Origin of the sequence: Planctomicrobium limosum (assembly GCF_051465645.1) — a bacterium.
Classification (GTDB): Bacteria; Planctomycetota; Planctomycetia; order Planctomycetales; family Planctomycetaceae; genus Planctomicrobium.
Genome location: NZ_CP195790.1, coordinates 2,544,694 through 2,570,408, shown reverse-complemented (window position 1 = coordinate 2,570,408; position 25,715 = coordinate 2,544,694). Strand labels below are relative to the sequence as shown.

The following is a 25,715-nucleotide window of genomic DNA, read 5'->3' as shown; positions in this document are numbered from 1 at the left end:
CATGAACATTGCTGTTTCTTGATTCGCAGACCAATCGGAAGTGATGGACTACTTGTAGAGCTCTCGAACGCCAGTTTTCAACTGGTGAAGCTGTTTTACTTCATCGTCGGTCAATGCTCGATCGAAAACTGCGAGATCATCGATCTTCCCGACGTAGGCTGCCCCAAGTACAAGCAGGACTTTTTCCGGGTTCCAGCCAAATGTCAAATCCCAGTTCTGGATGGTGCCGATCAGCTTGCCATCGATGTACAGTTTGCCCTGTTGTGGTTTCGTTTTGTCATTTCCGTTTTCCACGGTAAAGACAACATGAGTCCATTTGTTCGAGTCAAATGGAGCGTCGGCAACCTGAATCATTGGTCGCTTGGCCGCTGGAATCTGCTCCCAACCTACGTTCTCTGGATTCCAGATTTCGAAGAGCGGACGAATTGCATATCGAAAGAATCGGGGAGTTTCGTCTTTGGACCATTCAAGAAAGATAAAGCCCTTCTTCGAGTCGTTCCCGACGATCTGGACTGGATCACAGTAGCCAGGTTCCAGTTCTTTATCTGGATTCACGCACAGCCATGTTGAGACCGTCGTGCTCCAGTTCTTGTCGTTGTAGTTCAGGACATCTGTCCCACGAAACTCAGGGCGATATCCACTCTTCTTTGTGAAGTGGAGGGCGTCACCAAATCGGCCGGCATCTTTGGCGATCGTTACGTCACTGTTGGCTTCGGCTTGAACCTGTTTGCCACGCTCGGAGACATAGCACGTTTTATCTCCACGTGAATAATCGGCATTCATCCCGGTGTCGAAGGATGCGTGCAGCGTCAGAGCTTTGCTGAGCGCCTCATTGTCGCCAGCAAAGCCGACAGAGGTCGATACTGCGATCGTTGCTACGAGCGTGGAAAAGAAGAAACATTTCATGGACAGGCTCTTCGTTAAACACAATGCGAACGGACTCAGTGAGTGTAGAGAAATTTTGAAATCAATCTACCTGAGTCCTTCCAGAAAACGTGACGAAGAAAACGTTTATCTGGATGCGGCTTTTCACTCGAAGTCAATTCGCAGATTGACTGGTCCAAGCCACGGGACCGCATTGTGTTGCTCGCTTGTTCGAACTCACTTCCTCTTTTTTTGACTTGCAGACTTTCCGGCAGCGATAATCGGACGAGGATCGACCTTCCAGATCCCGTCCACTTTTCGCATAGGGACCGGTTCGGGGAATAGCGCGGCCATCAGTTGAGTTCGATCTTCACTCACCATCTTCGCATCAACTGTGATTCTCTTCTTGTTTTGAAGCGTCACTTTTTCCCCGACTTTCAATTGGCGAATCGGGAGTTGTCCAATAGTTGCTTTCAGCGGGGCAACCACATCTTCCGGACGTTTTTCGCCTTCGAATAGCATTTGAAAATCAGGATCTTCGAGGGAATATGTTTGTGCACTTTCTGCGTCCTGGCTAAGGACTGCCAGCAGAAAAGCTCTCAGGACTCCCTCAGGAGAATCGGCTGCTTCAGTTCCGGCTTCGGTCGGTGCCCCTGTCGACGTTTCGGTTGGCTTCTCATCTGCTGCGTTCACGATTGTTCGCTGTCCTGAAAAGACGAGCAACGCGATCGCGACGCAAAGCACTTGAAGGCGAATCATTGAGACCATGGCAGAGACTCTTCGTGATTCAATTTGAGAGTGATGACTCGAAGCACAGAACAGGCCGTAAGAAGATGGTGCCAGTATCCTTCAGTCCTGGTCGAAATGCCAGAGTTAAATCAGTATTTGCTGATCGGTCTGGGCGGCTGCGATCAAATGGGAACTGCTGTCGAGTCTCTGAAGCGATGTGTTACCCATGAACAAACACGCTGTTTCGTGTTCGTCATTGTCTGACTGTTGGTAGGGAGTTTCCGGAGTGAAACTAGAATTCTATTCCTCGACCAGTTCCAGACTGACCCATAGGCTGGGATCGGAATCGATCGGGAACTCTGTGTTGACGGTCAACGTCTGCATTCCCATGGCCTTGTCGTGAATTGCGACCATGAATCCAAGTCGCTTTTGAGTCGCAGGGTCGAACCCATGCAATGCTTCTCGTGGCAACCAGACAGCGAGACGATACCCGTCATCCAGTTGTTCGGCTTCTGTCAGCAATCCCTCTGGATCAACTTCCGGAGCATCTTCACGGGCTCGTGGGACTGGCAACTGTCGTACTTGCGGTTCGTCTTCGTCGTCTCCCCCACCTTGAGTTGAGGCGACAAACTGGTGGCAGAATCGAGAGGCTCTGTGTTGTGACTGCGTGTCACGAGTATCGATCCAGATCAGCAATGATCCTTCGTCGGTGAACTCTTTGGATTTCTTATTCTTTGTTCGTTCCGGCAAAGTAACGATTGCTTCAATCGCTAGACCCTCCGGGTTCCAGGCAAGGGCGAGCTTTGCGAACTCCGGTTCCCCGTTGAGAGCCGATGGCCACGGAATCTGACAGACTTCCGGGAGTTTCAGCAGTGGCGCCTTCGCGCGCGGCAACTTGTCCTGACGTAAGACGGGAATGGTATAGCGAAATAAAAATGCAGTCGGGATCACGTTCATATCGTGCCAGTATCCGTTGAAAAAGATGCCAGGTGGAGGGCAACTTCTTTCGCAGTCAAAATTGCAATGTCAGGACGTTCGATTGACCAGTGAATCTTTGGATCTGCTAAGACCGCATCGCTTTATTTTGTGATGCCTCGGTCGCTTGCGAGAATCGCAGTATTTCACATTATGGGGGATCGATTGGGAAAAATTCCCATAAATCAACTGGTCGAATTTGCGGTCTATGACGTTATCAGGTAACAGTGGTGGATTCAAAGCCCTTGGTGCGTCCGGTGAAATGCTGAAAAGCAGGACTTTCATGGGATTGATGGATCTTTGCCTCGCAATTTTGGAGTGAGATGATGTCTCAAAATTCCGATCACAATGGCCTTTCACGACGCGACTGGATGAAGATTTCCGGTGCAGGAGTCGCCGCAATGGCAGCATCACAAGCAGTTCCTGTCTTTTCCGCTGAAAACCCGGTGGTCAAGAATGGACGTATCAAGCAGTCCATGGTGCACTGGTGCTATGCACCTGCGTGGCCAAAACTTGACGACATGTGTCAAGCCGCAGTGAAGCTCGGAATCAAAAGTATCGAACTGATTGAACCAGAACACTGGCCAACCCTGAAGAAGTACGGGCTGACCTGTGCTATCGCTCCTAGCCATGGATTCCCAACTGGGTACAACAACAAAGGGGAATGGGCGCGATGTAACGAGATTCTGAAGAAGCGAATCTCTGAATCCGCTGACTTTGGTGTGAAGAGTGTCATTACATTCACCGGGATGGCAAACGGGATTTCTCGTGAAGAAGGGGCCGACAACTGTGTTGAAGGTCTGAAAGAAATCGTGGGCGTCGCCGAAAAGCATGGCGTCACATTGTGCGTTGAGATGCTGAACACTCGCGACGACAGCCACCCGATGAAGGGGCACCCCGGTTATCAGGGCGACGACGTCGACTATTGCGTGAACATTCTGAAACGCATTGGGTCACCGAACTGCAAACTGCTGTTCGATTTCTACCATGTTCAAATCATGAACGGCGATCTGATTCGTCGTGTTCATCAGAGCAAAGAATACCTCGGCCACATTCACACCGCTGGAAATCCAGGTCGTGGCGAACTCGATCAGAAGCAGGAAATCAACTACGCCCCGTTGATGCAGGCTTTGATTGACGTTGGTTACGACGGCTATGTCGGTCAGGAGTTTATCCCGACCCGTGATGCCTGGGACGGTCTCGTCGAAGCCGTGAAGCAGTGTGACGTTTAGAGCATTCCGCCTTCTCGTTTGGACAACAACGATTTCCTTCACAAGAGGACATCCTGTTGCAGTCTGGTAGAAGGCACACGTGTTTGAATTTTGCAGGCGTCGAGTGGAGATTGAACTCCATTCGACGCCTGTGTTCGTTTGTGCTGACTGTCAGAGACGTCAGTTGTTCAATTCAGGTTGGACCGGAATGGAAGGACCTGGAGTGTTCCGTCCTGACGGATCTCGATGGTGATGGCACCAGAACTTGCAGTCGAGAGGAGCTGACTGAACTTCTTGATGAACTCAAGGTGCGGAATGTCTGCTGTCGCTGCGCTGACGATCACGAAATCAGGGGAACACCAGTCATACAATGGCGGGATGTTGGAAACCTTTGCCCCATGATGAGGGGACAGGACAACATCACACTTCATCGGAGGCTGTGTAAGCAGTGCGTCAATTCCTTGTAGCTCGATATCCCCCGTCAGTAATATTCTGCGTCCGGCATACTCAACGGCAATTGCCAAACTCTGTGAATTGTCACTGACTTTGACTGCGGGTCTTGAAGGATGCAGAACCAGCAGTCGGACATCAGAGCCTGATCGGGCCGAATGCAATTGATCCGCGGTCTGAAGTAACTGAACGTGTGAGCCTGACCGTTGTGCGAGATTCCAGAGTTCTTTGACTCCCGGTTGCCTTGATTGAGCCGATTGCTGAGTGGCAAAGAGCTGAGGAATCGGGAAGCGATGGAAGAGTTCGAACATCCCGCTGAAGTGATCGTGATCGGCATGGGAAAGGATCATGGCATCAATGACACGCTTCCCGCGACTCCGCAAGTAGCGTTCAACCGTTCTTGCTGCTCGACGCCCGTCTCCGAGTGTGCCGGTGTCATAAATCACGGTCTCACCACTCGGGAGCTCAAGGACGCATGCGAGCCCGTGACCGACTGACAGCACTGTGCATCTGAGTGATGTGACGCTTGGTGAGAGCCACGGTATTGCCAAGCCAATCATCATCCAGACCGGCCAGATTCGCGTCCCCCACCCCCATCCTCTCCAGGCCGGAATTCGCAGCCAAACCAAAGCGGCAATCAGGTAAAAGCCAATCACCCACCAGCTTGGAATGGACGACACAAAGAAGTGCCCGAGCGGGACATTCTGTCCCCACGCAACGGCTGATTGCATCGCGGTGAGTCCCCAGCTGAAAGGAAGTCCGATGATGGCACCTGCCCAACTGGAAACCATTGAAACGCAGAGGAAAACGTATCCCATACCGAGCACGACTGTCGCAACCGGAACGAGGAACAAGTCCATCAACAGGCCGATCGGCGTCACCAGATGAAATGTGTAGATGATCAGTGGAAGTGTCACGATCCAAATGGTGCCAGTGACGAAATACATCTTTGCAAGCCCGAGAAATATGGATTCTCGGAGTTGTGCAAATCGTGTTTGCGGTTCGACGTAAGCGAGTCGATTTCTCCAGTAGTCCGCGAGTGGCACACGTGAGGCCTGCAGAATGGCAATCACGGCAAGAAACGAAAGTTGAGCACCGATATCAAAGATGTCAGGAGGATGCCATAAGATGAGAATCAGCGCGCAGACCGCCAGCGTATTCATCCCCTGACTCGGGCGTCCGAAGAGACTTGCGACCAGTCCAAAGATGGCGAGTAACCCGGCTCGAATCACGCTGGGCTGATGATCTGTGATCCACATGAACAGGATCGCGGCCCCAATCATTGCAATTGCAAGTTGCCGGCTGCCGAGATTCAGAGTTCGTCCGATACCGAGCACGATCGCTAGAAGGATTCCGACGTTGATTCCAGATACCGCGAGCAGATGCATCATTCCAGTTTCGGCAAACTGGTTTTTCAGTTCGTCTGGCAGTTGTGTGCGATCGCCCAGCAGCAACGAAGCGGCGAGAGCTTGCGAAGCCGGCGGAAGAACGGCGGCGAGATTCAAACGACATTGGTTGCGAATCGCGGTTCGACGTTTGGCAAGCCATGCCGCCAGCGAATTCTCCTGACCAACGACCTGCACATTTGCCGTATGCTTCACTCGCAGGCGACACCCTGCTCCCTGAGACCGCAGCGAGTCGGCGTACTGGAACTCGCCGGGATTCATCGGAGATGCAGGCTGTGACAGTTGCCCGAGGACGTTGATTCGATCACCGACCTGAACATGATCCAGTCGGCCCATCACATCGATTCGTAATACTCCGGTGGCAGTCCGCCAGTCGTTTCCGTGTTGAATCTGCTCGCATCGAAGGAACCCGGTCGAGCGATCCACACCAAGCCAGGGAGGAATATGGGGGCCCGTCGGGCGATCAAAGATTTCCAGTGGTTTGGTGACAACGCCGACGATTCGAACAACTTGCGGATCGACCGTTGTCAGATGCACAACATCATTCGGTGAATCTGACTGCCAGCTCAAGTAGTGTCGCGTTCCACCCAGTGCAAAGAGCGTGAGAAGCAATAAGGCCGTGACAGCAGTTGACCGGGACCGCCAGCACCATGCTGCCAGTGCATAGCCGATTGTTGCGGTTCCCAACCAGCCAGCGAGTGGAATTGAGAAGAACCGGTCAAACGCAATGCCACTTGCAAAGCAGAGAACGACCACCTGAGCGGGGTGCTGTCTGATGATTTGAAGTTGCTGCGATGGGAATTGTTCACTCTGCACTGCATTGGGCCCGCGATGCAATGTTTGGCGAGTCAGGTCAAACTCTGAATTGATTCAAAAGATTCAAGATCGAGATTACTCGTCCGCTTTCGGAGATGAACTCGGTTCAGTGCCCGTGGGGTTTGGGCTGGCATCTGGTTTCGGAGTCTCAGCGGGCTTTGGCGTTTCGTCTGCTTTTGGCTTCTCAGACTCCTCTTTCTTTTCTTTGCTTTCAGGCTGGGACTCAACTGCCGGTGTCGCTGGCTTCAACTTGGAAAGCTCATTGAACTTGGTGATCCAGTCTGGTTCAGACAGATCCACTTCCGGGAACTGATATTTCGATCCGGTGAGGGCGTCCAGGTACATTGCCACAACCGGGCGCTGAGAAAACTGAGGATGTCGCGTCGCGATCTTCTGCAGCCGCACTTTCGCAGCATCCAGCTTTCCCAATTCCAGTTCAGCTCGGGCGGCACCGAGTTGAGTCACGGCCCATTGTTCAGCAACATCGATTGTCGCTGCTACGGCCAGTCGCGATTGGAATGCAGGCCAGAATTCCAGTTGAAGAGGAAGCTGGAATCCTAAAAACGGAAGTTGCAACATGCCTCGAAGTCCTGAGACCCAATCGCCGTTCTCGTCTGTATCGGAGAGCTTGACGAATTCGTCCAGATTCATAGCCGAGAGATAGACCAGTTTCGTAACGGCTTCCCACTGTTTCTTGAACATTGGGCTGGCGTTGGCTCCTTGAGGACCTTTGAGGCGGGCACCGACCCCTTCAACTTGTTCCAGAGCATTCTCAATACGACCATTCTGGAGCAGCAGTGTCGCATAAAATAACTGCATCTCCGGATCAGAAATGACCTTGGTCATGTCAGCTTCTAACGCCTTCAAAGCAAGTCCCGGGCAGTTGCCTCCGAGTGCCACAACGGCCAGGTCCATGGGAGACGCGCCTTTGCTCTTTGCGTCATCCATTTGCTTCTGAACCGCGTCGACGGCATCGCTCAGTTGTTTTCTGGTCCGGTCAAACTCCAGTTTGCGTTCTGCTGTGATTTTGATCTCTGGATACGCGGTCATGGCGATGTCATAGCGATTCAGAACCTCAAGTGCGGTATCGATTGATCGACCGTTGAGAAGTTGCTGAAACAGCGTTAACAGGTCTGACGGGTCTTCGTCGCTGGCGATCGCTGTGGAAAACGCACTCGTCAGAATTTGTGATCGAATTGTTTCTGACGGAATCTGCTGACCGGCGGCGACTGCTTCGGCCTGAAGCAATAGACCCAGGGCGGTTCCAATTGTGCGATATGCCAGCGGATGATTTGGGTTCTCGCTTAATGCCTTTCTGCAGTTCTGAATGGCGAGCAATGAAAGGCCACTGACTTGAACCGCAGTAAAGCCTGCGCTGTTTACAACCAGACTTGTGTAGTGACTCGCGAGTTCAGCAGCAGGCGGAACAACATCCAGTTTCTGGATCAGCCATTTGTCGTATCGCGAAACCGGCAATGGCCAGACTGCAGCGATCTCAACCGGCTCAGGGGGAACGGCAGGTTGAAACGCGATTTTTGCGAAATCTTTCAGCTGAACTTTTTCAACATGTGCTTTCAGTTCAGGAGAACTGATGTCGTTACGCGTGAAGATTCCCCCTGCACTTCCCAACCCGGTCAATGCCCAATTTTCGTTGGTATATAACTGGAAGAACGGACCGTAAGCCGGCTTGGGACTCCAGAGACGGACCAGTACGTCGTTCACATTGAAGCGTTCCAGTGTCGATTTCCATGTCGAGACAGCAGCGGCATCTGCTGCTCGATCACGACTTGGGAAGAGTTCTGCCCGAGTCTTCTGGTGAACAAAAAGCAGGTTCTCTTTGCCTGAGAAATAGAGTGAGAGTCGACTGTCAACGAATGGCTTCTTTCCTGCCCAGATCAGGATGTCTCCCTGATTTGGAGTGGTTGGAAAGATGCGGTCAGACGAGGCGTTCGGAAGGACTTCCTGCTCCAGGCTGTCGATGCGATTCTTCCAGCGCGGGTCGAGTCCCAGACCAATCCGGCGAGACTGCGGACCCATCAAGGCACCATTCAGGGACAGGTATGCAAGCACAAAGATCGTCAAAACTTGTATGGCTCGACCGACTCGCGAAGAAAGGACATTCCACGTTGTGATGGAATAGTCGTTACCAAAACGATTGTGAAACCACTCCTGCCCATTCAACGTCGCGACAACGGCATTGACGATTGCGGCGTAGGCAATTGCTTCAGCAAAGAAGAACCCGAGTGCGTTGATCCCCAGCCAAAGCAGTGACAGGCCAAGCTGCTGTCTCTTGCGATTCAGCAGAATTGTCATGAAGGAAAAGGCGACAAGTGCGAGGGCCATAAATGAAAAGAGATCAATCGACTTCCAGAAGGCTGGCAATCCGTAAGTCGACAATCGCACGAAGTGTTCACTGATTCCCTGATATCTGATCAACTCCGCTTCTTCACGAAATGCAGTCAGGAATTGTGTGAGAGGACGAAGCGGCCAAGGCGAGACGACAGCTCCGGCAACGATTGCCCCGCCGATCCACATTAAGCGTGGGCGCCCAATGGCACTGCGTCCCGATGACGTCGCGACCAGACCGATTGCGTACAGTCCGAGAGCAAACAACCCGATCCAACTGCGGGAATCGAGGTTGGCCCAAAGTGCCATGAGGACAAGAAGTGTCCACGGATGCTGAAGCGATTCAGATCGAGAGGTTGACCAGAGCCACCACAACAGCAGTGTCATTCCCAGAATCGTGATGGTCGTCGCACCCGGCTGAAAGACTGGAATTAGTGCCAATAGCGCCAGTAGCGAGCAAATCGATCCCCACCATGTTGTGACGCCGGGAATCGTGATCTTCGAAAGACACCACCAGCTGAGCCCGACAGTTGCGGCGCACAGGATTGAAAGACCAGTGAAGCCGAGAACGGATGAGGTCGCAGCCAGAATTAGGTCAGACATCCACCCTAGGTTCGCCCAGGGGCGTCCGTCGGCAGTTGCTGAAAAGACGTCGACGCGTGGAGGCAAGATCCCATTGGACAGCATATATTCGCCGGAGCGAATTGAAACGAACAGGCGTGATTCAGTGATCAGGACGGACCCGAGTAAGACTGCCAGCAGAATGACAGCCCAGCGAAGCATGAAGTCGCCGCGAATGCATTCGTCTTCCAGAAATTCCGGGGTTAGCTCCTCGTAGTCCGGCAAATCATCTTCCGCCCCGACCTGTTGAGCGGAACTACTGGTGGGTGGATCTGTTTCGCTGATGTTCTTTTTGTCAGTCTCAAGTGAATCAGAAGAGGACTTTGTAGGGTCGTTCGACACTGGGATTCACCTTGATTGCGACTGGGAAAACTCGAACTTGCTCGTCAGATCAATGGTCGATGCTGAACGAGCATAAAATCGCGCCATTCAGCATTGAAATCATGGCGCCGCCGGAATGGGCCGAGACGTGTCGTCACATTGCACAAATACCGTAAACCAATATGAGATATTGTGCTGACTCTCTGAAGGGGATGCACGCCCGGATGGACTTGCTTTTTAAAGAAATTGTTCCGTGCTGAGGAATGGCAGGAACATTCCGACGCGGGAAAAGAGGTCGGGATTTGAGGATGGTGATCCTATTGACCCAAATGAGAAATGGCAGCGGCTCATCGAGTGAGGACGCTGCCATTCTTGTGTGGAGTTCAGATCAATACAGGAGCATCAGGAGTTAAGAACCTGATTTCCAGCGGAGACTCATTGGATCGAAGCCGGTCTAGTTCTGACGGGCCGAGAAATCTGTGAGCTTCATCATCACGGATTCAGGCTTCTTTGCAGTCAGTGACCCGTTCTTGTGGGTCTCGGCGACGACCGCTTTCCATGCTGGATCTGCCCCAAAGGCCTTGAAGGAATTGATCCCCGCCTCTTTGGAATCGTGTTCCAGAACGTAGATCAAGGTGTTTGATGCTTCTGGCTCGGAGACTGGGGTCCAGTATCCGATGTTTTTCATGCCATGCTTTTCAAACAGCTTGCAAGTGTGATTGCGGAATCGAGCATTGAGTTCGTCGAGTTTTTCGTTGCTCGCGGTGTAGATCCTGAGTTCGTACGTCTTCCCCTCTTTGAGGAGCGTGATGTCTGGCGAATAGTCGGTCTTCACCATAATCGTGGACTCAACCGGCAGAGCAAGAATTTTACCGTGCTTCTCTTCGCTCGCTGTACGCACCGCTTTCCATTCCGGGTCGTTGCGGAATGCAAGGAAAGATGCCGCAGCAGCTTCACGACTGGAGTGTTCCAGCAAGTAGATCAGCTTTGTTTCAGTACCTGGGGAGTCAGCCGGGACCCAGTAGGCCACGTTCTTCATGCCGTGTTTCTCGAACAATTTACACGTATGATCGCGAAATCGTTCGAGCAGTGCTGGCAGTTTGCCCGGCTCGCAGGTGTAAATTCGCAGTTCGTAGACGGGCTTCGCAGTTTCGGCAGCCATCGCGGATGACACCAATAATCCCAGAACGCCACATAAAAGAACGGGCGCAGCACGAAAGAGAGTCAGCAAGGCAACACTCCCGCTGAAGCTAATGGGCAGGCGAGTCAATCGCCTGAAATAATGACCAATGGAAATTTGGTCATGACACGAAAAAATACTTGCGACGCATGCGAGCTTTAGGTTTCCCTAAAGCTCGGCAAATGACAGGCAAGCACTTTTTGTCGATAAGCCGATGGTTACAACAGGTGCTCTGACAATCTGATGCCAGTTTCGCTGCTGCTTCTTCGGTTGATTATTCGAAGGTTGCGAATGGGCTGACGCGCTGCAGCTTTTCTACCAGAGCGGCCTTGTCGGCATCGTTCTTGGCAACTGCAAAGCGTGCACGCAGCTTCTTTACCTTGACTTTGCGGCTACGGCGGCGAGCAATTTCGCGACTTCGTTCGATGCGTCCCATCTGGTCTGCCATCAATTACAAAATGTTCAAATTGGCCGTTCTTCACAATCCAGAACAGCGGAACCGCATAACTTATCGCTCGGCACGTCTCCGGTCAACGGACCTTGATCGCCCCAACCTGCCTCGACCTCTGATTTGTTTCGATTACACGGATCAGTCATGGTGAATATCTTGACGTTGCCGGTTGGGGTTTACGCCGGGAAGACTGGGGCATTCCCTGAAACACAGAATCCGTGAAGGTCTTCGTTAAAAAGTTCTGTTGAGAAATAACTCTGCAGGGTTCTCGCTGTTTCCATTTCTCATTTGAGATCGAATATGATTAGGATCGTGGCGAAGATGCATGGCCGGTGACGCACTTCGGAGGCGTGAACGGCATTGTTGGGCTTCGTCGACAATCGTCGGCACTTCTAGTTTAGAGTGATTATTTCGACGAAGTATCAGATCAGCCCCATTCAAGTCTCAGGCTTGAAGCGATTTACGCCCTCAGCGGATCTACTTGAGAATCTATGACTTCCCATTCTGAAAAAGCTCGGGTTTCACTTCCTGAACCTCTTGATGTCATCGCTGTTGGAGCGCACCCTGATGACGTTGAAGTCGCTGTCGGCGGAACTCTGGCAAAGCTTGCCAAACAGGGATATCGGGTTGGAATCGTTGATTTAACCGATGGAGAACCAACTCCGAAAAGCCCCGGTCCTGAGCATCGGCTTCAGGAAGCGAAGAAGGCGGCCGAGATTTTAGGGGTTCAGGTACGACTGACGCTCCCGCTTCCGAATCGCCGATTGTTCGACTCGTTCGAAGCACGCGTCATGCTTGCAAAAGTTTTTCGGCAATACCGCCCCAAAATTGTGCTGGGGATCGCTGACAAAACACCATTGGCCTCCCCTGACCACTGGCAGGCCATGCAGATCACAGATGCTGCCGTGTTCTATTCTCGGCTGACGAAGTGGGATGGTGAATTTGACGGGTTACCGGTTCACACGATTAACCAGCTGCTCTGGTACAAGCTTGGGTTTGGAACAGATGAACCGATTCGAGCCGCAGGAACGATGATTGTTGATATTTCAGACACGCTCGACCTGAAGATCGAATCCGTGAAAGCGTACGAATCTCAGTTTCCTGCCAACAAAGAACGCATCTTTCAGCTCATTGAAAGTCAGGCACGCCTGCTCGGGTTGTCGGCAGGGCTTGCGGCAGGGGAAATGTTGATCGCTCCGAAGCCGGTCGTAGTGAAGGATCTGATTCACTCATTCGCTGCACCCGAGCTCCCGCGGACCAATCTGGATCCGTCATCACAGGTCATCGTGCAATAGTCCACCGAGAACTGCCAGTCGCCGAATGACTGCTGGATCGCTTCGGGAACTTGCTGAAGTTTGAACTTCATTGCAGGTGCTGATCGTGCACGAAGGTCAATTCCTTCTACGTCTCGATTCCCGGGATTCCGCCGAATTGTCGGACGGCCTCGTAGATTACAGTGTTTGCGGTGCTTGCCAGGTTCAGACTGCGAACGGTTTCAAGCATCGGGAGCTTGATGCAGTTCTCTTTGTTCGCTTCCCGAATCGAGGGAGGGAGTCCTTTGGATTCACTGCCAAAAACAAGGACGTCGCCGGGTTGGAACTCTGCTTCCCAGGCAAGTTTCGTCGCGAACTTTGTGGAGAACCAGAATCGTGGGGGCGCTGCCTGCGATTCGCCCTCTGTTTGACGTGACTCTTCCAGCCGCTGTAACAGGTGATTCCAGTTATCGACAACTTCACAGTCGACATGCTTCCAGTAGTCCATCCCGGCACGTTTCAGGTATCGGTCGTCCATGAGAAAACCGAGTGGTCGGATCAGCCACAACTTGGCCCCGACCGCGACACAGCTGCGACCGATATTGCCGGTGTTTTGTGGGATTTCAGGTTCATACAAGACAACATTCAGCAAATGGGGGCCAACTTGCATTCGATCTCCTGCGTGCGGGTTGCGGTCGCTTAAGAAAATTCGGTATCGTTGAAGTACGTCGCTGTGTATTGATTGCAGCAATTCATTCGCAGCCTGAATTCATTTGCAAACGGCAAGAGGTATCAACATGGATCCATCTGTCAATCGTCGCAACTTTTTGAAGACCTCGACTGTTGCGGCAGGGGGGAGTGTACTCCTTGCCAAGGCATCCGCTAATGCTAAAGACGCGAATCAGCGTCTCCGGATCGGAATGATCGGCCCCGGCGGTCGCGGATTCGGTGCACACGTTAAAACACTGTGCAAACTGAAGAACGAAGGCCGCAAGATCGACATCGTTGCCGTTGCCGAAGTGTACTCGGTCCAGCGCGACATGGTTGCTGACTACATCACCAAAGAAAACGGCAATCAGGTCGCCAAATACGTCGACTATATGGAGATGATCGAGAAAGAAAATCTCGACGCCGTTGCAATCGCAACGCCAGACCATTGGCACCACAAGCAGATCATTGATTCGCTGAACGCAGGACTGCACATCTACTGCGAAAAGCCAATGACCAAGAACGTCGAAGAGGCAATCGACGTTGCCAAAGCCTGGAAGAAATCCGGGAAGGTCATGCAGGTTGGGGTTCAGGGAACCAGCGATCCTTGCTGGAATCAGGCCCGCGAGATGATCGACAACGGTAAGCTCGGTAAAGTTCTGATGTTCCAGACCGAGTACTTCCGTAACTCAAACATCGGCCAGTGGCGTTACTATGCCCTGACCAAAGAAATGACTCCGAAGACCATCGACTGGCAGCGCTGGCTCGGGGTGAAGGAAGGTCTTGCAGAAGACCGACCATTCGACCGCGAAGTTTACAAACAATGGCGTCGTTTCTGGCCATACGGCTCAGGGATGTTCACCGACTTGTTTGTGCACCGCGTCACAGCCATGCTCAAGGCAACTGGACTTCGTTACCCGGGACGCGTGACCGGAGCTGGCGGGATCTATCTCGAATACGATGGTCGTGACGTTCCAGACGTTGCAACAGTCGTTGCAGACTATCCTGAAGGGGTTCAGGGACTCGTCTCTTCCACGATGTGCTCGCAGGAATCACGTCTGCAGCAGTGCATTCGTGGACACTTCGGATCGTTCACATTCGAAAATGGAAAGATTCAGTTCATTGCTGAGCGTCCGCAGGTGACCAAGGACAGCAAGATTGTTTCAGAAACAATCGACGTCCCGAAAATTGGTGACCACGATCACGCTCACTTCTCCAACTGGATCGACGCCATTGAAGCCGGGAATCCAGATCTGGTCAACAACGATCCAGACCTGGGTGCTGCGGCTGTGTCGACCGTGATTCTGGGGGCTCAGAGCCACCGCAATGGAGTGGTTTACTACTTCGATAAGGAGAACGGCCCACGTAATGCTCTCGATGCTCACAAGAACGGTGAGAAACCATGGGCACAACGATGGGAAGAACGTTCTAAAGCAGGCGGACCAGCGTTGCATGTTCCAGGTTGGAAAGCTGGCGATTTCGGCAGCACAATTGAAAATCCAACCTACATGTCACTGGCTGGCCCGTGGATCGACGGCAACCCACCAGAAAAGTCATAGTGCAGGATCGCCTGCTGCTTTGAAGCCTGAGATCTGGTGTCTCTGGTGAAAAGGCACTGACAAGAAAAAAACGCCCTGAGTGATGATTCACTCAGGGCGTTTTTGTTGTTGAGATGTTCGGTCTATCGCACGGTCGAGTTGACGATCCAGTACCATGTCGCAACGGACGATCCTACCATGGCGACAACGGTGTACAAGAAAAAGACGGTCAGCATTTTCCCGATTGCCGCCCCAGCGTGTGCATCATCTGCATCAAAGCTGGCGATCTCTTCTGGAGAAAACTGTTCGTAATTGGATGATGAGATTGGCTCATTCATTATTGAAAATGTTCTCCAGAATAATCAGGTGAATCAGAATGGGCTCTCGGGCCATCTAAATTTTTGTCAAACGCGTTGCTGTGAAGCAAGGGCAGACGGGTTCAGTGCTCCAGTCGCCGTTACTTTTGCCCCACGTAAAGGGTTGCAATTCCGAATGTCAGTGGAGTGAATGTGACTTTCTTCAGTCCGCACTGAGTCATGATGTCGGCAAGTTCTTTTCCATATGGGAACTCCGAAACGGACTGCGGCAGATAGTTGTATGCGTCCTGACGATTCTTGGCGAACAATTGGCCGATTCGTGGAAGGATGTTTTTGAAGTACCAGCGATAAAGCCCTGCCAGAACCGGCATGGTTGGCTGAGAGAATTCCAGAACAGCAACACGGCCGCCCGGTTTACAGACCCGAATCATCTCACGTAGCCCAGCATGGGTGTCACTGACGTTTCTGAGTCCAAACGCCACGGTTACCAATTGAAATTCGCTGTCCTGAAACGGCAGTGATTGAGTATCGGATTCAATGAATTCTAACTTGGTTCCGCCATTCTTCCTGGCTTTTTCCGCCTTCTGTCGGGCGATCACAAGCATCTCTGGCGTAAAGTCGGTTCCGACGACCCGCGTTTTTTGCTTTGTGGAATTCCAGTAGGCAATTGCAAGATCGCCTGTCCCTGTGCAGACATCCAGGATGGGATCGTTCCCGATGGCAGGGACTTTTCGAACGGTGTACGCCCGCCAGTAGTAATCAACTCCTCCCGAGAGAACATGATTCATCCGGTCATACTGTGTCGAAATCTCGCCAAACATCTGCTTGACTCGATCACCTGACTTGTCAACAGTCGTGGAATGATCAGATTTTGGTGAATCGGTGTTGGGCAGCTGAATCATGTTACTTCAATTCTGGCGAAAAGATCTCGATGCAACTTACCAGAGTCCCGGGGTGATTCAAATGACGGGGAAGTTGCTGTCCGATTCTGTGAATCTCAGCGTCTGAGAACCTGAATTCACATCGAGTTGATTCGCTTATCCGGAATGACGTGCGTCGAAACTGTCGTGTTGATCTGGGGCCTAAAACTCCAGTTCGACGTCGCAGATTTCATAGGGCCCAATTTCAACACTGACGGCGTCATCTGTGTTCATCGTGGTGATGGTGCTCCCCTTGAAGTCGACTTGGCGAGCTGAGATCGGGTTGCGGAAGCAGTGAAGCCCAATGACACGAGATCGTCCTTCAGTTTCCAGTAATCGAACAATAATCGAGTTCGGTTTTGTCCCTGGGAGGAAGCGTTGCAACTGGACGTTGCTGGCGGAAACATGAAAGAACCACCCTTCCCGTTTCCCGTCGACTGGACGTTGCTTCGTCTCAATCACAACCGGCGGTGAATACTGGTCAAGGTGTGCCTGCATCGGGTACGGGTTGTCAATCGCAACGGCAAACTGAAACAGTCGCGACTCCTCCCCTTCGGTGAGCAACAGGGTGTCGAGCATTCGTTCGCCTGTCTTGCGATGGAATGTCAGCCCCGGTGTGATGATCGTTGTGCGGAAGTCGTCGTCTGCAATCTCGATGAACTGTGGAGCTTCAATTCGTTCTCTACGAATGGACTGGGCTCCCTCCTGCATTGATGCAGAAAGTGCGACCATCTCATGTTTCCATGCAAAGCGACAGCCGAGGTAATTGGTCCAGGGATCACCTTTGATGGGCACAGCCGGGGCAATTTCGAGATCGACTTCGATCGTGCTTTTGCCTTTGATCACACGTGTCCATTGGCGGAATGTCGCGAGAACGGTTTCGGTCTGTTCGTCGACAAGCTCCCCGAGTGTGGCGATTTCCCCGACCAGTGGTCCTTGCTTGAGAACTCGGGATTCTTTCAGCCGCATGGCTGTGTAGTTTGTGGTGATGGTCTCCTGCTTGTCTCCTTCTCCAAAGCTGATTGCTTTTGGGTGAGGAAACCGAATCGCGACCTGCTGACTCAATCGATTTGGCGTTCGATGATAAGTCATGATCTGCGAAATACCGCCAGTGGTGTCGCTGAAGCGGACTTCGAAATTGTCATTTCGCAATAAGAGTTCTTCCGCCAGCAATGGCTTGCCAGCAGGAGTTCGGCCAGGACGCTCATTACGATTGGCAAGCCAGACAAACCCACATGGGGGAAGCGAAACGAGAACCTGAATCTGATCTTCATCCACCTGCACGCCAAGGATACTGCGGTCCTGTGGAGGCCCCCCTTTTCCCGGCCAGTTGATGAGAACTTTGCGGGGGAATGAATGTGTGTTGACGATCAGGACGCCGGGTCCATCTTCGCACCCGCTCGCGAGTGCATCATTCAGCTGCGCACTCCCGTTTCTTAACGCCTCTGCAATTGCGGTGTCCGCGTTGTTGCATGCCTCTGCGCTGGCACCGGGGTACGCCTGTCGGACTGCGGACTCAAGAGAGTTGTCTGCGAGCCAGTTGAAATCTCCCCGAATGATTTTTGCCAGTGCAGTGATCACTTCGGCACGACGAAATGCGCGTTCGCGGGTCCACGATTGAACCTGACCGCTGATGGGAGTTGCTTCACCATGTGCAACGCGCGAGTTCAACGCAGGTGACAGGTACTCTCCTGATTTAAAATCGGCGCGACGGCCAGGAGATCCAGTTTGAGTGAAGTAATCGGAGAGGCGAACGAACTGCCCAAGCACCGGGGCGTATGTGTGAATTCGACGGAGGTCAGCAAAGAACGGACTTTTCAGCGCCGGCCAGTGAGCGAACATCACGGCCGCAACATGGTCATAGTCCATCGACTCGGCCATTCGCTCCGACAACCGCAACATCGTTCTGGCGCTGTCGCCGGGGAGCGGGATGCGGCTGAATGAATCAACGCTTGATCCATCGCATCCTTCCCATCGCAGTTGCGATTGCTCGTCTTCTGGGGTGACTCCATCATCGAGAAGCGTATGGAGCGCCCCATGGTAGCCGAGCCGATGCAGGATTTGCGGCATCTGGCTGCTCATGCCAAACCGTCGACGTGCCCAGACTTCCGGCTTCGATCCTGTGATCTCTTCCAGTTTGGAGCGTCCTTGTCGCAGATGCCACAAAACTGCATCAAGCGATTGGAGCGACGTATACAGTTCCGTGTCGTCTCCGCCGAGGAGTTCGACTCGCTTCTGTTGAACCGCCTGTTGCAACGACTCACGGATCTCTGGGCGATCCGACACAATCTTCTCCCAGTCATCAGCTGTGCCGAGGAGATTCTGTGCGGTGTTTAACCCGAGAATGGCTGTGCTGTCTTTAGGCCATGTTTCTGCATTAATCAGGCACAGATCCAGCAGGTAGAGCTCGACGGGATAGAACCGCTCACGGGATTCCAGCAGCATCTCAAAACAATTCGTGAGATGCTTTTTGGCAGCTTCACGGTCATTACTGACTGCGGCCTTCGCGGCAGCTACCGCTTCAACATGCATTCGCAGTTCGTCGAAGTTGGAATAGTTCCGCATTCTCCGCGTCAGAAGTTCCAGCTGGAGATAGCAGGAACCGAGAGCCATGAAGTCCGCCACCAGATCCGGGTCGACAGGGGCTTCCAGTTTGAGTGGGGCAACGGCCCGTTTCATCATCTCGGTGCGGTCATGCTCTTCACTGATGACGATGGCGCCGGCGAGTCTGGCCTGGGTGATCCAGCCGCCTGGCATCATGTCGTCACTGGCAGTCGGGATGATGACCAGGCTGCCTTCTGCTGCCGGTGGTGGATCATCAGCTCGGCGCCAACGGGGCATTGCGCCGCTGGATGCAATCAGGGCGGGATGCCAGATCACGGCGAATGCGTTCAACAGGCTGGCGGCAGGCTTCTCGGCGAGCTCGGTCGGGAAGTCTTCCAGTCCGTGACAGGGAATAAGAACTGTCAGTTCTGTGAACGTCATTGCCTGAGCCATGCTGAGTCTGTGGGAACGGGTGATTTCTGTGGAAATTCGGACGTAATCGTCCTCGTTACGTGACAGAGAACCTGATTTTGACAACCGCGTTGGAAGTCACCAAGTGATCAGATCGCCCCTGTTTATGAAAGTTGTCACATTGTTGCGTGTAAGTCATTTTATCGGAAGCGGTTATGATTCTAGGGCAAGCCGGGCTCCAGCCGTTGCGCTGTTGCCGTGATTCGCGTGCTCCGGTATCATTAAGTTTAGAGTTTTTGTTTGCACTCTCATTTTCTTAATAGAGTTGCAATACTCATTTGTCGAATAAAGAAGCACTTGAAGGTCGGGTTTTAATCCCAAGAGCGTCAATGAAGCTTTCCCGAAAGTCCGATTACGCATTGCGTGCCCTGTTTGATCTCGTCGGTCATGAGGGACGTGGTCCGCTTTCGATTCGCGAAATGGCTCTACGGAACGATATCCCGAAGCGATTTCTTGAGCAAATTATGATTGATTTGCGAGAGAAAGGCTGGGTTCGCAGCATTGCTGGTCGTGATGGAGGATTCGTCCTCGCCAAGCCACCTGCTGGAATCACGATGGGCGAAATTGTTCGGCATTTTGACGGGATTTTGTCGCCAATTTCCTGTGTTTCGACGACGCACTATGAGCCATGTTCGCAAGAACATACTTGTCGCTTCCGACGCGTTTTGCTCGAAATTCGAAATTACGTCGTGAAAAAAATGGACACGGCGACTCTGGAGATGGTTTTTGCCGGGCAAATTGTGCGGCATGAAGAAGTTTTCAGCCCGTCATTTACGAACGGGGAAGGGATCTGAGTCCCCTTTTTTTGAATTTTCAATAACTACCGTGTTGATCGTGGTTCTATTGTTTGTTAAAAAGTGTTTCGTCGAGTGCTCGGCGTGATTGCCGATCAAGAAGAATTCAAAAATCGAACGAAGTGCTGACAGTCAAGTTTTAAAGTGATTCACATGTTTACTCGATCAGTCATCCTGAAAATGTTGCACGGTGCTACCGTTCGCGGTGTTGCAGGCATTTGGTTGGCTGGCGAGTCCGGAGTGAATGACGCTGAATGGGCCTGGCGTCTGGTTCGATACGATGCGAGTCAGACTGTTGCTGTGCATGACCTTTGTTGTGGCTGTGGATGTTGTTGATCGTTGCAAAACGATGAAGCAAAAGCGGTTGAATAACATTTGGGTCTTTTTGCATTGAATCAGTTTTGAGGTCGCTGTGATGAAATCGAAAACCATAATCGGATCTGGTGCTCGCGACGAGGTGTCTGCTCAGTTGGACGCTGAATTGCGTCTGCATGTGATTGATCGACTGGCCGATCTTGGCGAGACGATGCGTTTGAGTGTGCATGTTCAGGTGCTTGGTCAGGTTGTGACTTTGACCGGCACCGTGGATTCGTCATATCACCGCTTGCTGCTTGTGAGCATTGTTTCACGTATTGCTGGTGTTGAGCGTGTTGTTGATAGAATCACGCTCGGGTCGAGGTTTCATCGCCTGCAGGTTGATCCCGACACTCAAAAACGCCTGTCAGGTCACTGGAGTCAGTCTCCCCTGTTTCTGGCATCCAGTGCCGCTGGAATTGTGTTTGCACTTGTGGCGTCGGTTTGGTTCAGCGGGGCGTTGATTTCTGCCGCCTTTGGGCAGCCTCTGCAGTCGCTTCCGTTGATTGTTCAGTTTGATGGAAAGCCTGCTGAGGGGGCCGTGTTAACGCTGCACCCGCAGTTGACTTCGTCAAAGTCGACAACCGTGCTTGGAGTTGTGAATGCTCGCGGCGAAGTCGAATGGACAACACACAATCAGGGCGACGGTGTGTTGCCAGGTAATTACCGAATGACCGCCACTTGGCGCCCGCTGATCAAGACTCGGGACTCTGTGTTTCGAGGGAATAACGTCCTATCGAAAGACCTCATGGAGCCTTCACTTTCTCCATTTGAGTTCGTTGTCACTGCGGCTGATCAGCAACCGCAGATGATTAATTTGAAACGTTAGTGTGTTTTTTGGAGTGCCCTTTTCGAGCACGCGGATCCAGATCTTCTGGTGAAGTCGCCGAAATGGCGCGACGCAAATCGATCGAATCGGTCTGGCAATCGCTTTTCAAACCCTGTGCTTTGGTTGCTTGAGTTGGTTGATGGAGAGGGGTTTCAATCCGTTTGAACTGTTTTGCTGAGGGCTTCTACCACCCGTCGACGCAAAAAGGTTCGTAGCCGAGATTGCTCCTGTCCAAGTTTGAATTTCTTTCCACCTGTTTCCTGCCTGAAGCAGTTTTTCGATGGAGCTTCCTTCGCTCCACGGCTGCTGAGTCTGTTTAAATTAAGGGCCTCGCAAGCAATGAATACCCGTATCCGCTCCCGACAGTTGAGTTCAAAGCCAAGAAGTGGGTTCACCTTAATCGAACTTCTTGTCGTTATTGCGATCATCGCAATTCTGGTTGCTGTGCTCCTTCCAGCTGTTCAATCAGCTCGTGAAGCGGCTCGTCGTTCACAGTGCGTGAACAATCTGAAGCAAATCGGGATCGCAATTCACAACTTCCACGACAGCAAAGGTGTTATTCCTTCCGGTGGACGTCCTGCGATTGCCGGGGGAGCACGAATTGGAATCTTCACGAAGCTTCTGCCATATATTGAGCAGAAAGGGCTGTGGGATCAGTACGATCAAACAAAGAACTGGAGTCACGTTGACAATCAGGGTGTGACTCAACAGCGAATCAAGACTTACGAGTGCCCATCAGCTCCTCGTCATAACAATGTTCTCGATCATAACCCAGACGGCTTCACTGGCGGATCAAGTGCTTGGGTTGGGGTTGTTGCAGTCGGCGATTACGCAGGCTCACTTGGTGTCGATCCGTATCTGGCAAGCACCTGGGTTCCACCATCATCCGGGACAGCAACAGCTGATCAAACTCGACCAATTATCGGAAGCACATCCCGTGCAAGTGAAGCCAGTGCAAGCAGTTCGGTAGTGACAAACGGGTTTGCTCCGAAAAACTCCAAGCTGACTTTCACTGACATCACCGACGGTTTGTCAAACACCATCGCGATCTGGGAATCCGGCGGACGCCCATATGTCTATCGCCGTGGAAATCAGGTCAGTCCAAATCTGACTGAGCACCACACAAATGCCGGGGGATGGTCTCGCCCAGCTTCGGACATTCTGTTTGCTGGATCTGACAAAACTGGTGTTTCGATTCCTGGTTCCATTGCAGGCGGTTTCTACCTTAACCGAACAAATGGATACGACCACGCCTCTGAAACATACGGAGCAAGCGGCTTCGGAACTGTTGGGTCAGGTCCAACTGCTTACGGGACAGAAGGTTCTTCCCAGCCATTCGCCTTCCACCCAGGCGGGTTGAATGTTCTGTTTGGTGACGGATCAGTTCGTTTCCTCGACGAAGATTCAGCAATCGACGTCATTGCAGCGTTGGTCACCAGAAATGGTGGAGCCGGCGAGCGAAATGTGAGCCAGAGCTTCTAATTCAGGTCTGAAATAAAAATCAGTCCAGAATTGCGAACCAAACTGCAGCGGCATCAGTCTTGTACTGTGCCGCTGTCTTTTTATCAGAACCTAACATGTCCCTCACTGAATCTTTGTAGATCATTGATAGTGTTCACGACATCGGAATCGGACCCGTGTTGGTTCCACTCGCCTGATTGGCGGATTCCGAACTCTCGGTTTTTAACGATTTTCTGACCAGTTCTCGCACGCAGACGATTTAGTTTTGCCTACTTCTGAAGGTATTCATGATGATCTCATCAACCGCAACACGCACGATTCCGCGACTTTCTCAACCAGTCCATTCTCGACTGGAATTGGCTGAAGCGACCCTGCGTTGTCGAGATGATATCCCGGCCGCGATTGCGGACATCATGAGTTCTATGGGAGGTCAACCGTTTTCCGCGACAGATGGGTTTGCAGTACAGATTGCGGCTTCTGAGGCTTTGGAATCGGTTTTCAAACAAATCCAACCGGGAGATGGCAATGTCGTGCAGCTCCGTTTCAGTACCTCTCCAGAGGGTGTCTGGATTGAGATTAACGGATCGCGTTCAACTTCAGCCGAAGCTGTTTCGGGTGAAAGTGGATTGTTCAAACAAACGTCCGCGAACCGAAACACCTCGCTGGTCCGATCGCTGATGACTTCCGTTGAATATCGGGATCAGGGACGGCACGTCATTCTGACTCGAGGACGCGGAAAAGGTTCGACTGTGCTTGGCCCGCCATCTGGCTACGACTTTCAGATTTAACCGTCCATCTATGGCGTCCTTCTGGGGTGTGACAGGTACTTCCCCATTTTGTGAAGAAATGCCTGATAACGCTCCCCCACGGGCGACGGCGACGAATTGAAATTTCTCTCCTTCGGTATCGGCCGGCCTCCTGCATTTCTCATGTGGGATGTCGGCCGATAGACTATCTGGTCTGGCCTCGTCAGGTTTGCATCTGTTGTAGTGGTCCAGGTCCCTGATTGTGAGTCGTTCCTCACTGCGGTTCATGAAGCGGCATCCGTGTTTTCAACGGATTTCGCCTTCACTGCAAATTCGAGCGCCGATTCATGGTTTTCTTGAGAGTGTCTCCCGGAGTTTTGAATGTCGTTGCTTAGTCTTCGTCGCGTGTCCTTCACTTGGAGCGGCGAGATCCTGTTGGAAAACATTGATCTGGAAATTCAACGGGGAGAACGCATCGGATTGCTCGGCAGAAACGGCGCCGGCAAATCGACTCTGATGAAGATTATGGCTGGCACCGTCCCTCCTGATGACGGAGAAGTCAAACTGGCGGCCGGAGCTCGAGTTGGCCGTCTGATTCAGGAAGTTCCAACCGGGACGACGCAAACAATTGCTGAACTCGTTTGTGACGGCTGGGAACAGCACGAACACGGAATGGACTGGGAAGCCGAGCAGGCGGTCGAGCGCATTCTCGATCGCATGGGGCTTGATGGATCGCAGCAATTTTCAACATTGTCATCCGGGATGAAACGACGGGCCTTGCTTGCTCAGGCGTTGATCCAAAGTCCAGACATTCTGCTGCTGGATGAACCGACAAACCACCTCGACATCGATTCAATCACCTGGTTGGAAGGCTTCCTTCAGCAGTATGAAGGGACTCTCATCTTCGTCACGCACGACCGTGCGTTCCTGCAGGCGTTGTCCACCCGAATTCTCGAAGTAGATCGAGGGCGACTGTTCGACTGGACATGTGATTACGGCACATTTCTCAAACGGAAGCAACAGGCACTCGAAGCAGAGGAAAAGCAGAACGCCCTGTTCGATAAGAAACTTGCCGTTGAAGAAGTCTGGATTCGTCAGGGGATCAGAGCGCGCCGTACCCGAAATGAGGGACGGGTCCGTGCACTGAAGAAAATGCGAGATGAGCGGAGCGCACGTCGCAATCAGGTTGGGAACGTCAAGATGCAGGCGAGCACTGCAGAACGTTCCGGTCATCTGGTTGCTGAAGCGACGAATATTTCGTTCTCGTACGGTGATCGCACGATTATCCAGGATTTCTCCACGGTCATTACCCGAGGAGACAGGATCGGAGTGATCGGGCCGAACGGCGCCGGAAAAAGTACGCTTCTCAAGCTGCTGCTCGGACAATTGGAGCCAACCTCTGGTAAGATTCGACACGGTTCCAATCTGCAGGTGATCTATTTCGATCAGCTGCGAGAACAGATTGAAGAAGATAAAACGATTGTCGAAAACGTCGGCGAAGGGCAAGAGTCCATCGAGATTAATGGTCAGCGGAAGCATATCTACGGATATCTTCAGGACTTTCTTTTCACTCCAGAACGCGCCCGCCGCCCTGCTCGCTCCCTTTCCGGAGGGGAGCGAAACCGGATGTTGCTGGCCAAGATCTTCAAGAAGCCGTCGAACATTATGGTGCTCGACGAACCGACGAACGATCTGGATTCCGAGACACTGGAGCTGCTGGAAGAGCTGGTCGACAGTTATGCAGGGACCGTTCTGATTGTGAGTCACGATCGCCAATTCCTGAACAATCTCGTCACGAGTACGATTGTCGTGAATGGTGACGGTTCGATTCGTGAGTACGACGGTGGCTATGACGATTATGTTCGCCAGCGGGATATTGCCCTTGAACGCGAAGCACGCGAGGCCAAGGCCGCCGCGTCTCCAGTGCGGACAGCCGTGACATCAGCCGTACCCGCTACTCCTGCGAAGCCAACTGGTCCAAAACTCAACTATAAAGAACGTCAGGAATTGGAACGGTTGCCTGGCAAAATTGAGTTGCTTGAAAAGGAACAAGCTGACCTGCACGTTCAGATGGCAGATCCTTCCTTCTTCAAAAAAGGAAGCGATGATATTGCGAAGCTCACTGGCCGTCTCGAACAGATCGGGACTGAGCTTGTGAACTCCTACGCTCGTTGGGAAAACCTCGCTGCGCGAGAGTCGATCTAATTTGGAGACGAATGGCCGCGCAGGAAGGATCTCAATCGATGAGATATTTTCTGCGCGGCATGCTTATACGAATGTGATTCTGCATCCGCTGTCATCGAGAGAGGTGACTTTCGGTCTGGCAGGGTGCTGACTTCTTCTATGCACGCCGGCAGCATCCTCGTGAACATGCTTGTTCTGCTGATGCTTGAGCTCTTTGCCCCACTTT

20 protein-coding genes are annotated in these 25,715 nt (G+C 52.3%); 9 read left to right on the top strand and 11 right to left on the bottom strand.

The features are described 5' to 3' along the window. Window positions 1–48: 48 nt before the first annotated feature. From SH527x_RS09575 to SH527x_RS09565, 3 genes are all read right to left on the bottom strand, one after another. Entirely contained in the window at window positions 49–906 is an 858-nt protein-coding gene (locus SH527x_RS09575; protein WP_437194438.1) for a LamG domain-containing protein, read from the bottom strand. A gap of 195 nt (window positions 907–1,101) precedes the next feature. After that, window positions 1,102–1,632 (bottom strand): hypothetical protein, encoded by a 531-nt coding sequence (locus tag SH527x_RS09570; RefSeq protein WP_437194437.1) that lies wholly within the window; start codon window positions 1,630–1,632, stop codon window positions 1,102–1,104. Window positions 1,633–1,893: 261 nt separating this feature from the next. After that, window positions 1,894–2,550: a hypothetical protein gene (locus SH527x_RS09565; protein WP_437194436.1), complete on the bottom strand. Its 657-nt coding sequence runs from the start codon at window positions 2,548–2,550 to the stop codon at window positions 1,894–1,896. Window positions 2,551–2,969: 419 nt separating this feature from the next. On the opposite strand from SH527x_RS09565, the gene SH527x_RS09560 reads away from it, so the two are divergent. After that, window positions 2,970–3,800: a hydroxypyruvate isomerase family protein gene (locus SH527x_RS09560; protein ID WP_437194435.1), complete on the top strand. Its 831-nt coding sequence runs from the start codon at window positions 2,970–2,972 to the stop codon at window positions 3,798–3,800. A gap of 167 nt (window positions 3,801–3,967) precedes the next feature. Here the strand turns inward: SH527x_RS09560 and SH527x_RS09555 are convergent, their stop codons facing one another. The 4 genes from SH527x_RS09555 to SH527x_RS09540 form a co-directional block, all read right to left on the bottom strand. Beyond that, a complete protein-coding gene (locus SH527x_RS09555) occupies window positions 3,968–6,451 on the bottom strand; it encodes a ComEC/Rec2 family competence protein (protein WP_437194434.1) in 2,484 nt (827 codons plus the stop codon). Window positions 6,452–6,526: 75 nt separating this feature from the next. Then, a complete protein-coding gene (locus SH527x_RS09550; protein ID WP_437194433.1) occupies window positions 6,527–9,760 on the bottom strand; it encodes a hypothetical protein in 3,234 nt (1,077 codons plus the stop codon). 433 nt (window positions 9,761–10,193) lie between these two features. Beyond that, entirely contained in the window at window positions 10,194–10,901 is a 708-nt protein-coding gene (locus SH527x_RS09545) for an NIPSNAP family protein (protein ID WP_437194432.1), read from the bottom strand. A 292-nt stretch (window positions 10,902–11,193) separates the two neighbouring features. Next, window positions 11,194–11,367, bottom strand: a complete 174-nt coding sequence (locus SH527x_RS09540; RefSeq protein WP_437194431.1) for a DUF6800 family protein — start codon at window positions 11,365–11,367, stop codon at window positions 11,194–11,196. A gap of 494 nt (window positions 11,368–11,861) precedes the next feature. Here SH527x_RS09540 and SH527x_RS09535 point away from each other — a divergent pair, with 494 nt between their 5' ends. Beyond that, window positions 11,862–12,665, top strand: a complete 804-nt coding sequence (locus SH527x_RS09535; RefSeq protein WP_437194430.1) for a PIG-L family deacetylase — start codon at window positions 11,862–11,864, stop codon at window positions 12,663–12,665. Between the two features lie 106 nt (window positions 12,666–12,771). Here the strand turns inward: SH527x_RS09535 and SH527x_RS09530 are convergent, their stop codons facing one another. Next, window positions 12,772–13,293: a tRNA (cytidine(34)-2'-O)-methyltransferase gene (locus SH527x_RS09530; protein ID WP_437194429.1), complete on the bottom strand. Its 522-nt coding sequence runs from the start codon at window positions 13,291–13,293 to the stop codon at window positions 12,772–12,774. Between the two features lie 127 nt (window positions 13,294–13,420). Here SH527x_RS09530 and SH527x_RS09525 point away from each other — a divergent pair, with 127 nt between their 5' ends. Continuing rightward, window positions 13,421–14,890, top strand: coding sequence for a Gfo/Idh/MocA family protein (locus tag SH527x_RS09525; protein WP_437194428.1), 1,470 nt, complete (start codon window positions 13,421–13,423; stop codon window positions 14,888–14,890). 122 nt (window positions 14,891–15,012) lie between these two features. Here the strand turns inward: SH527x_RS09525 and SH527x_RS09520 are convergent, their stop codons facing one another. The 3 genes from SH527x_RS09520 to SH527x_RS09510 form a co-directional block, all read right to left on the bottom strand. Then, complete coding sequence (locus SH527x_RS09520) at window positions 15,013–15,207, bottom strand: hypothetical protein (RefSeq protein ID WP_437194427.1); 195 nt, start codon at window positions 15,205–15,207, stop codon at window positions 15,013–15,015. Window positions 15,208–15,326: 119 nt separating this feature from the next. Continuing rightward, complete coding sequence (gene ubiE, locus SH527x_RS09515) at window positions 15,327–16,088, bottom strand: bifunctional demethylmenaquinone methyltransferase/2-methoxy-6-polyprenyl-1,4-benzoquinol methylase UbiE (protein ID WP_437194426.1); 762 nt, start codon at window positions 16,086–16,088, stop codon at window positions 15,327–15,329. A 180-nt stretch (window positions 16,089–16,268) separates the two neighbouring features. Further along, on the bottom strand, window positions 16,269–19,103 hold the full coding sequence (locus SH527x_RS09510; protein ID WP_437194425.1) for a hypothetical protein: 2,835 nt from the start codon (window positions 19,101–19,103) through the stop codon (window positions 16,269–16,271). 347 nt (window positions 19,104–19,450) lie between these two features. Between SH527x_RS09510 and SH527x_RS09505 the strand changes: the two genes are divergently transcribed. From SH527x_RS09505 to SH527x_RS09480, 6 genes are all read left to right on the top strand, one after another. Then, entirely contained in the window at window positions 19,451–19,915 is a 465-nt protein-coding gene (locus tag SH527x_RS09505; protein WP_437194424.1) for an RrF2 family transcriptional regulator, read from the top strand. A gap of 153 nt (window positions 19,916–20,068) precedes the next feature. Next, window positions 20,069–20,251, top strand: coding sequence for a hypothetical protein (locus tag SH527x_RS09500; protein ID WP_437194423.1), 183 nt, complete (start codon window positions 20,069–20,071; stop codon window positions 20,249–20,251). A 79-nt stretch (window positions 20,252–20,330) separates the two neighbouring features. Continuing rightward, a complete protein-coding gene (locus tag SH527x_RS09495) occupies window positions 20,331–21,098 on the top strand; it encodes a BON domain-containing protein (RefSeq protein ID WP_437194422.1) in 768 nt (255 codons plus the stop codon). 339 nt (window positions 21,099–21,437) lie between these two features. After that, window positions 21,438–22,580: a DUF1559 family PulG-like putative transporter gene (locus SH527x_RS09490; RefSeq protein ID WP_437194421.1), complete on the top strand. Its 1,143-nt coding sequence runs from the start codon at window positions 21,438–21,440 to the stop codon at window positions 22,578–22,580. A 266-nt stretch (window positions 22,581–22,846) separates the two neighbouring features. Next, on the top strand, window positions 22,847–23,347 hold the full coding sequence (locus tag SH527x_RS09485; protein ID WP_437194420.1) for a hypothetical protein: 501 nt from the start codon (window positions 22,847–22,849) through the stop codon (window positions 23,345–23,347). A 339-nt stretch (window positions 23,348–23,686) separates the two neighbouring features. After that, complete coding sequence (locus tag SH527x_RS09480; RefSeq protein WP_437194419.1) at window positions 23,687–25,510, top strand: ATP-binding cassette domain-containing protein; 1,824 nt, start codon at window positions 23,687–23,689, stop codon at window positions 25,508–25,510. The last annotated feature ends 205 nt before the right edge of the window (window positions 25,511–25,715 follow it).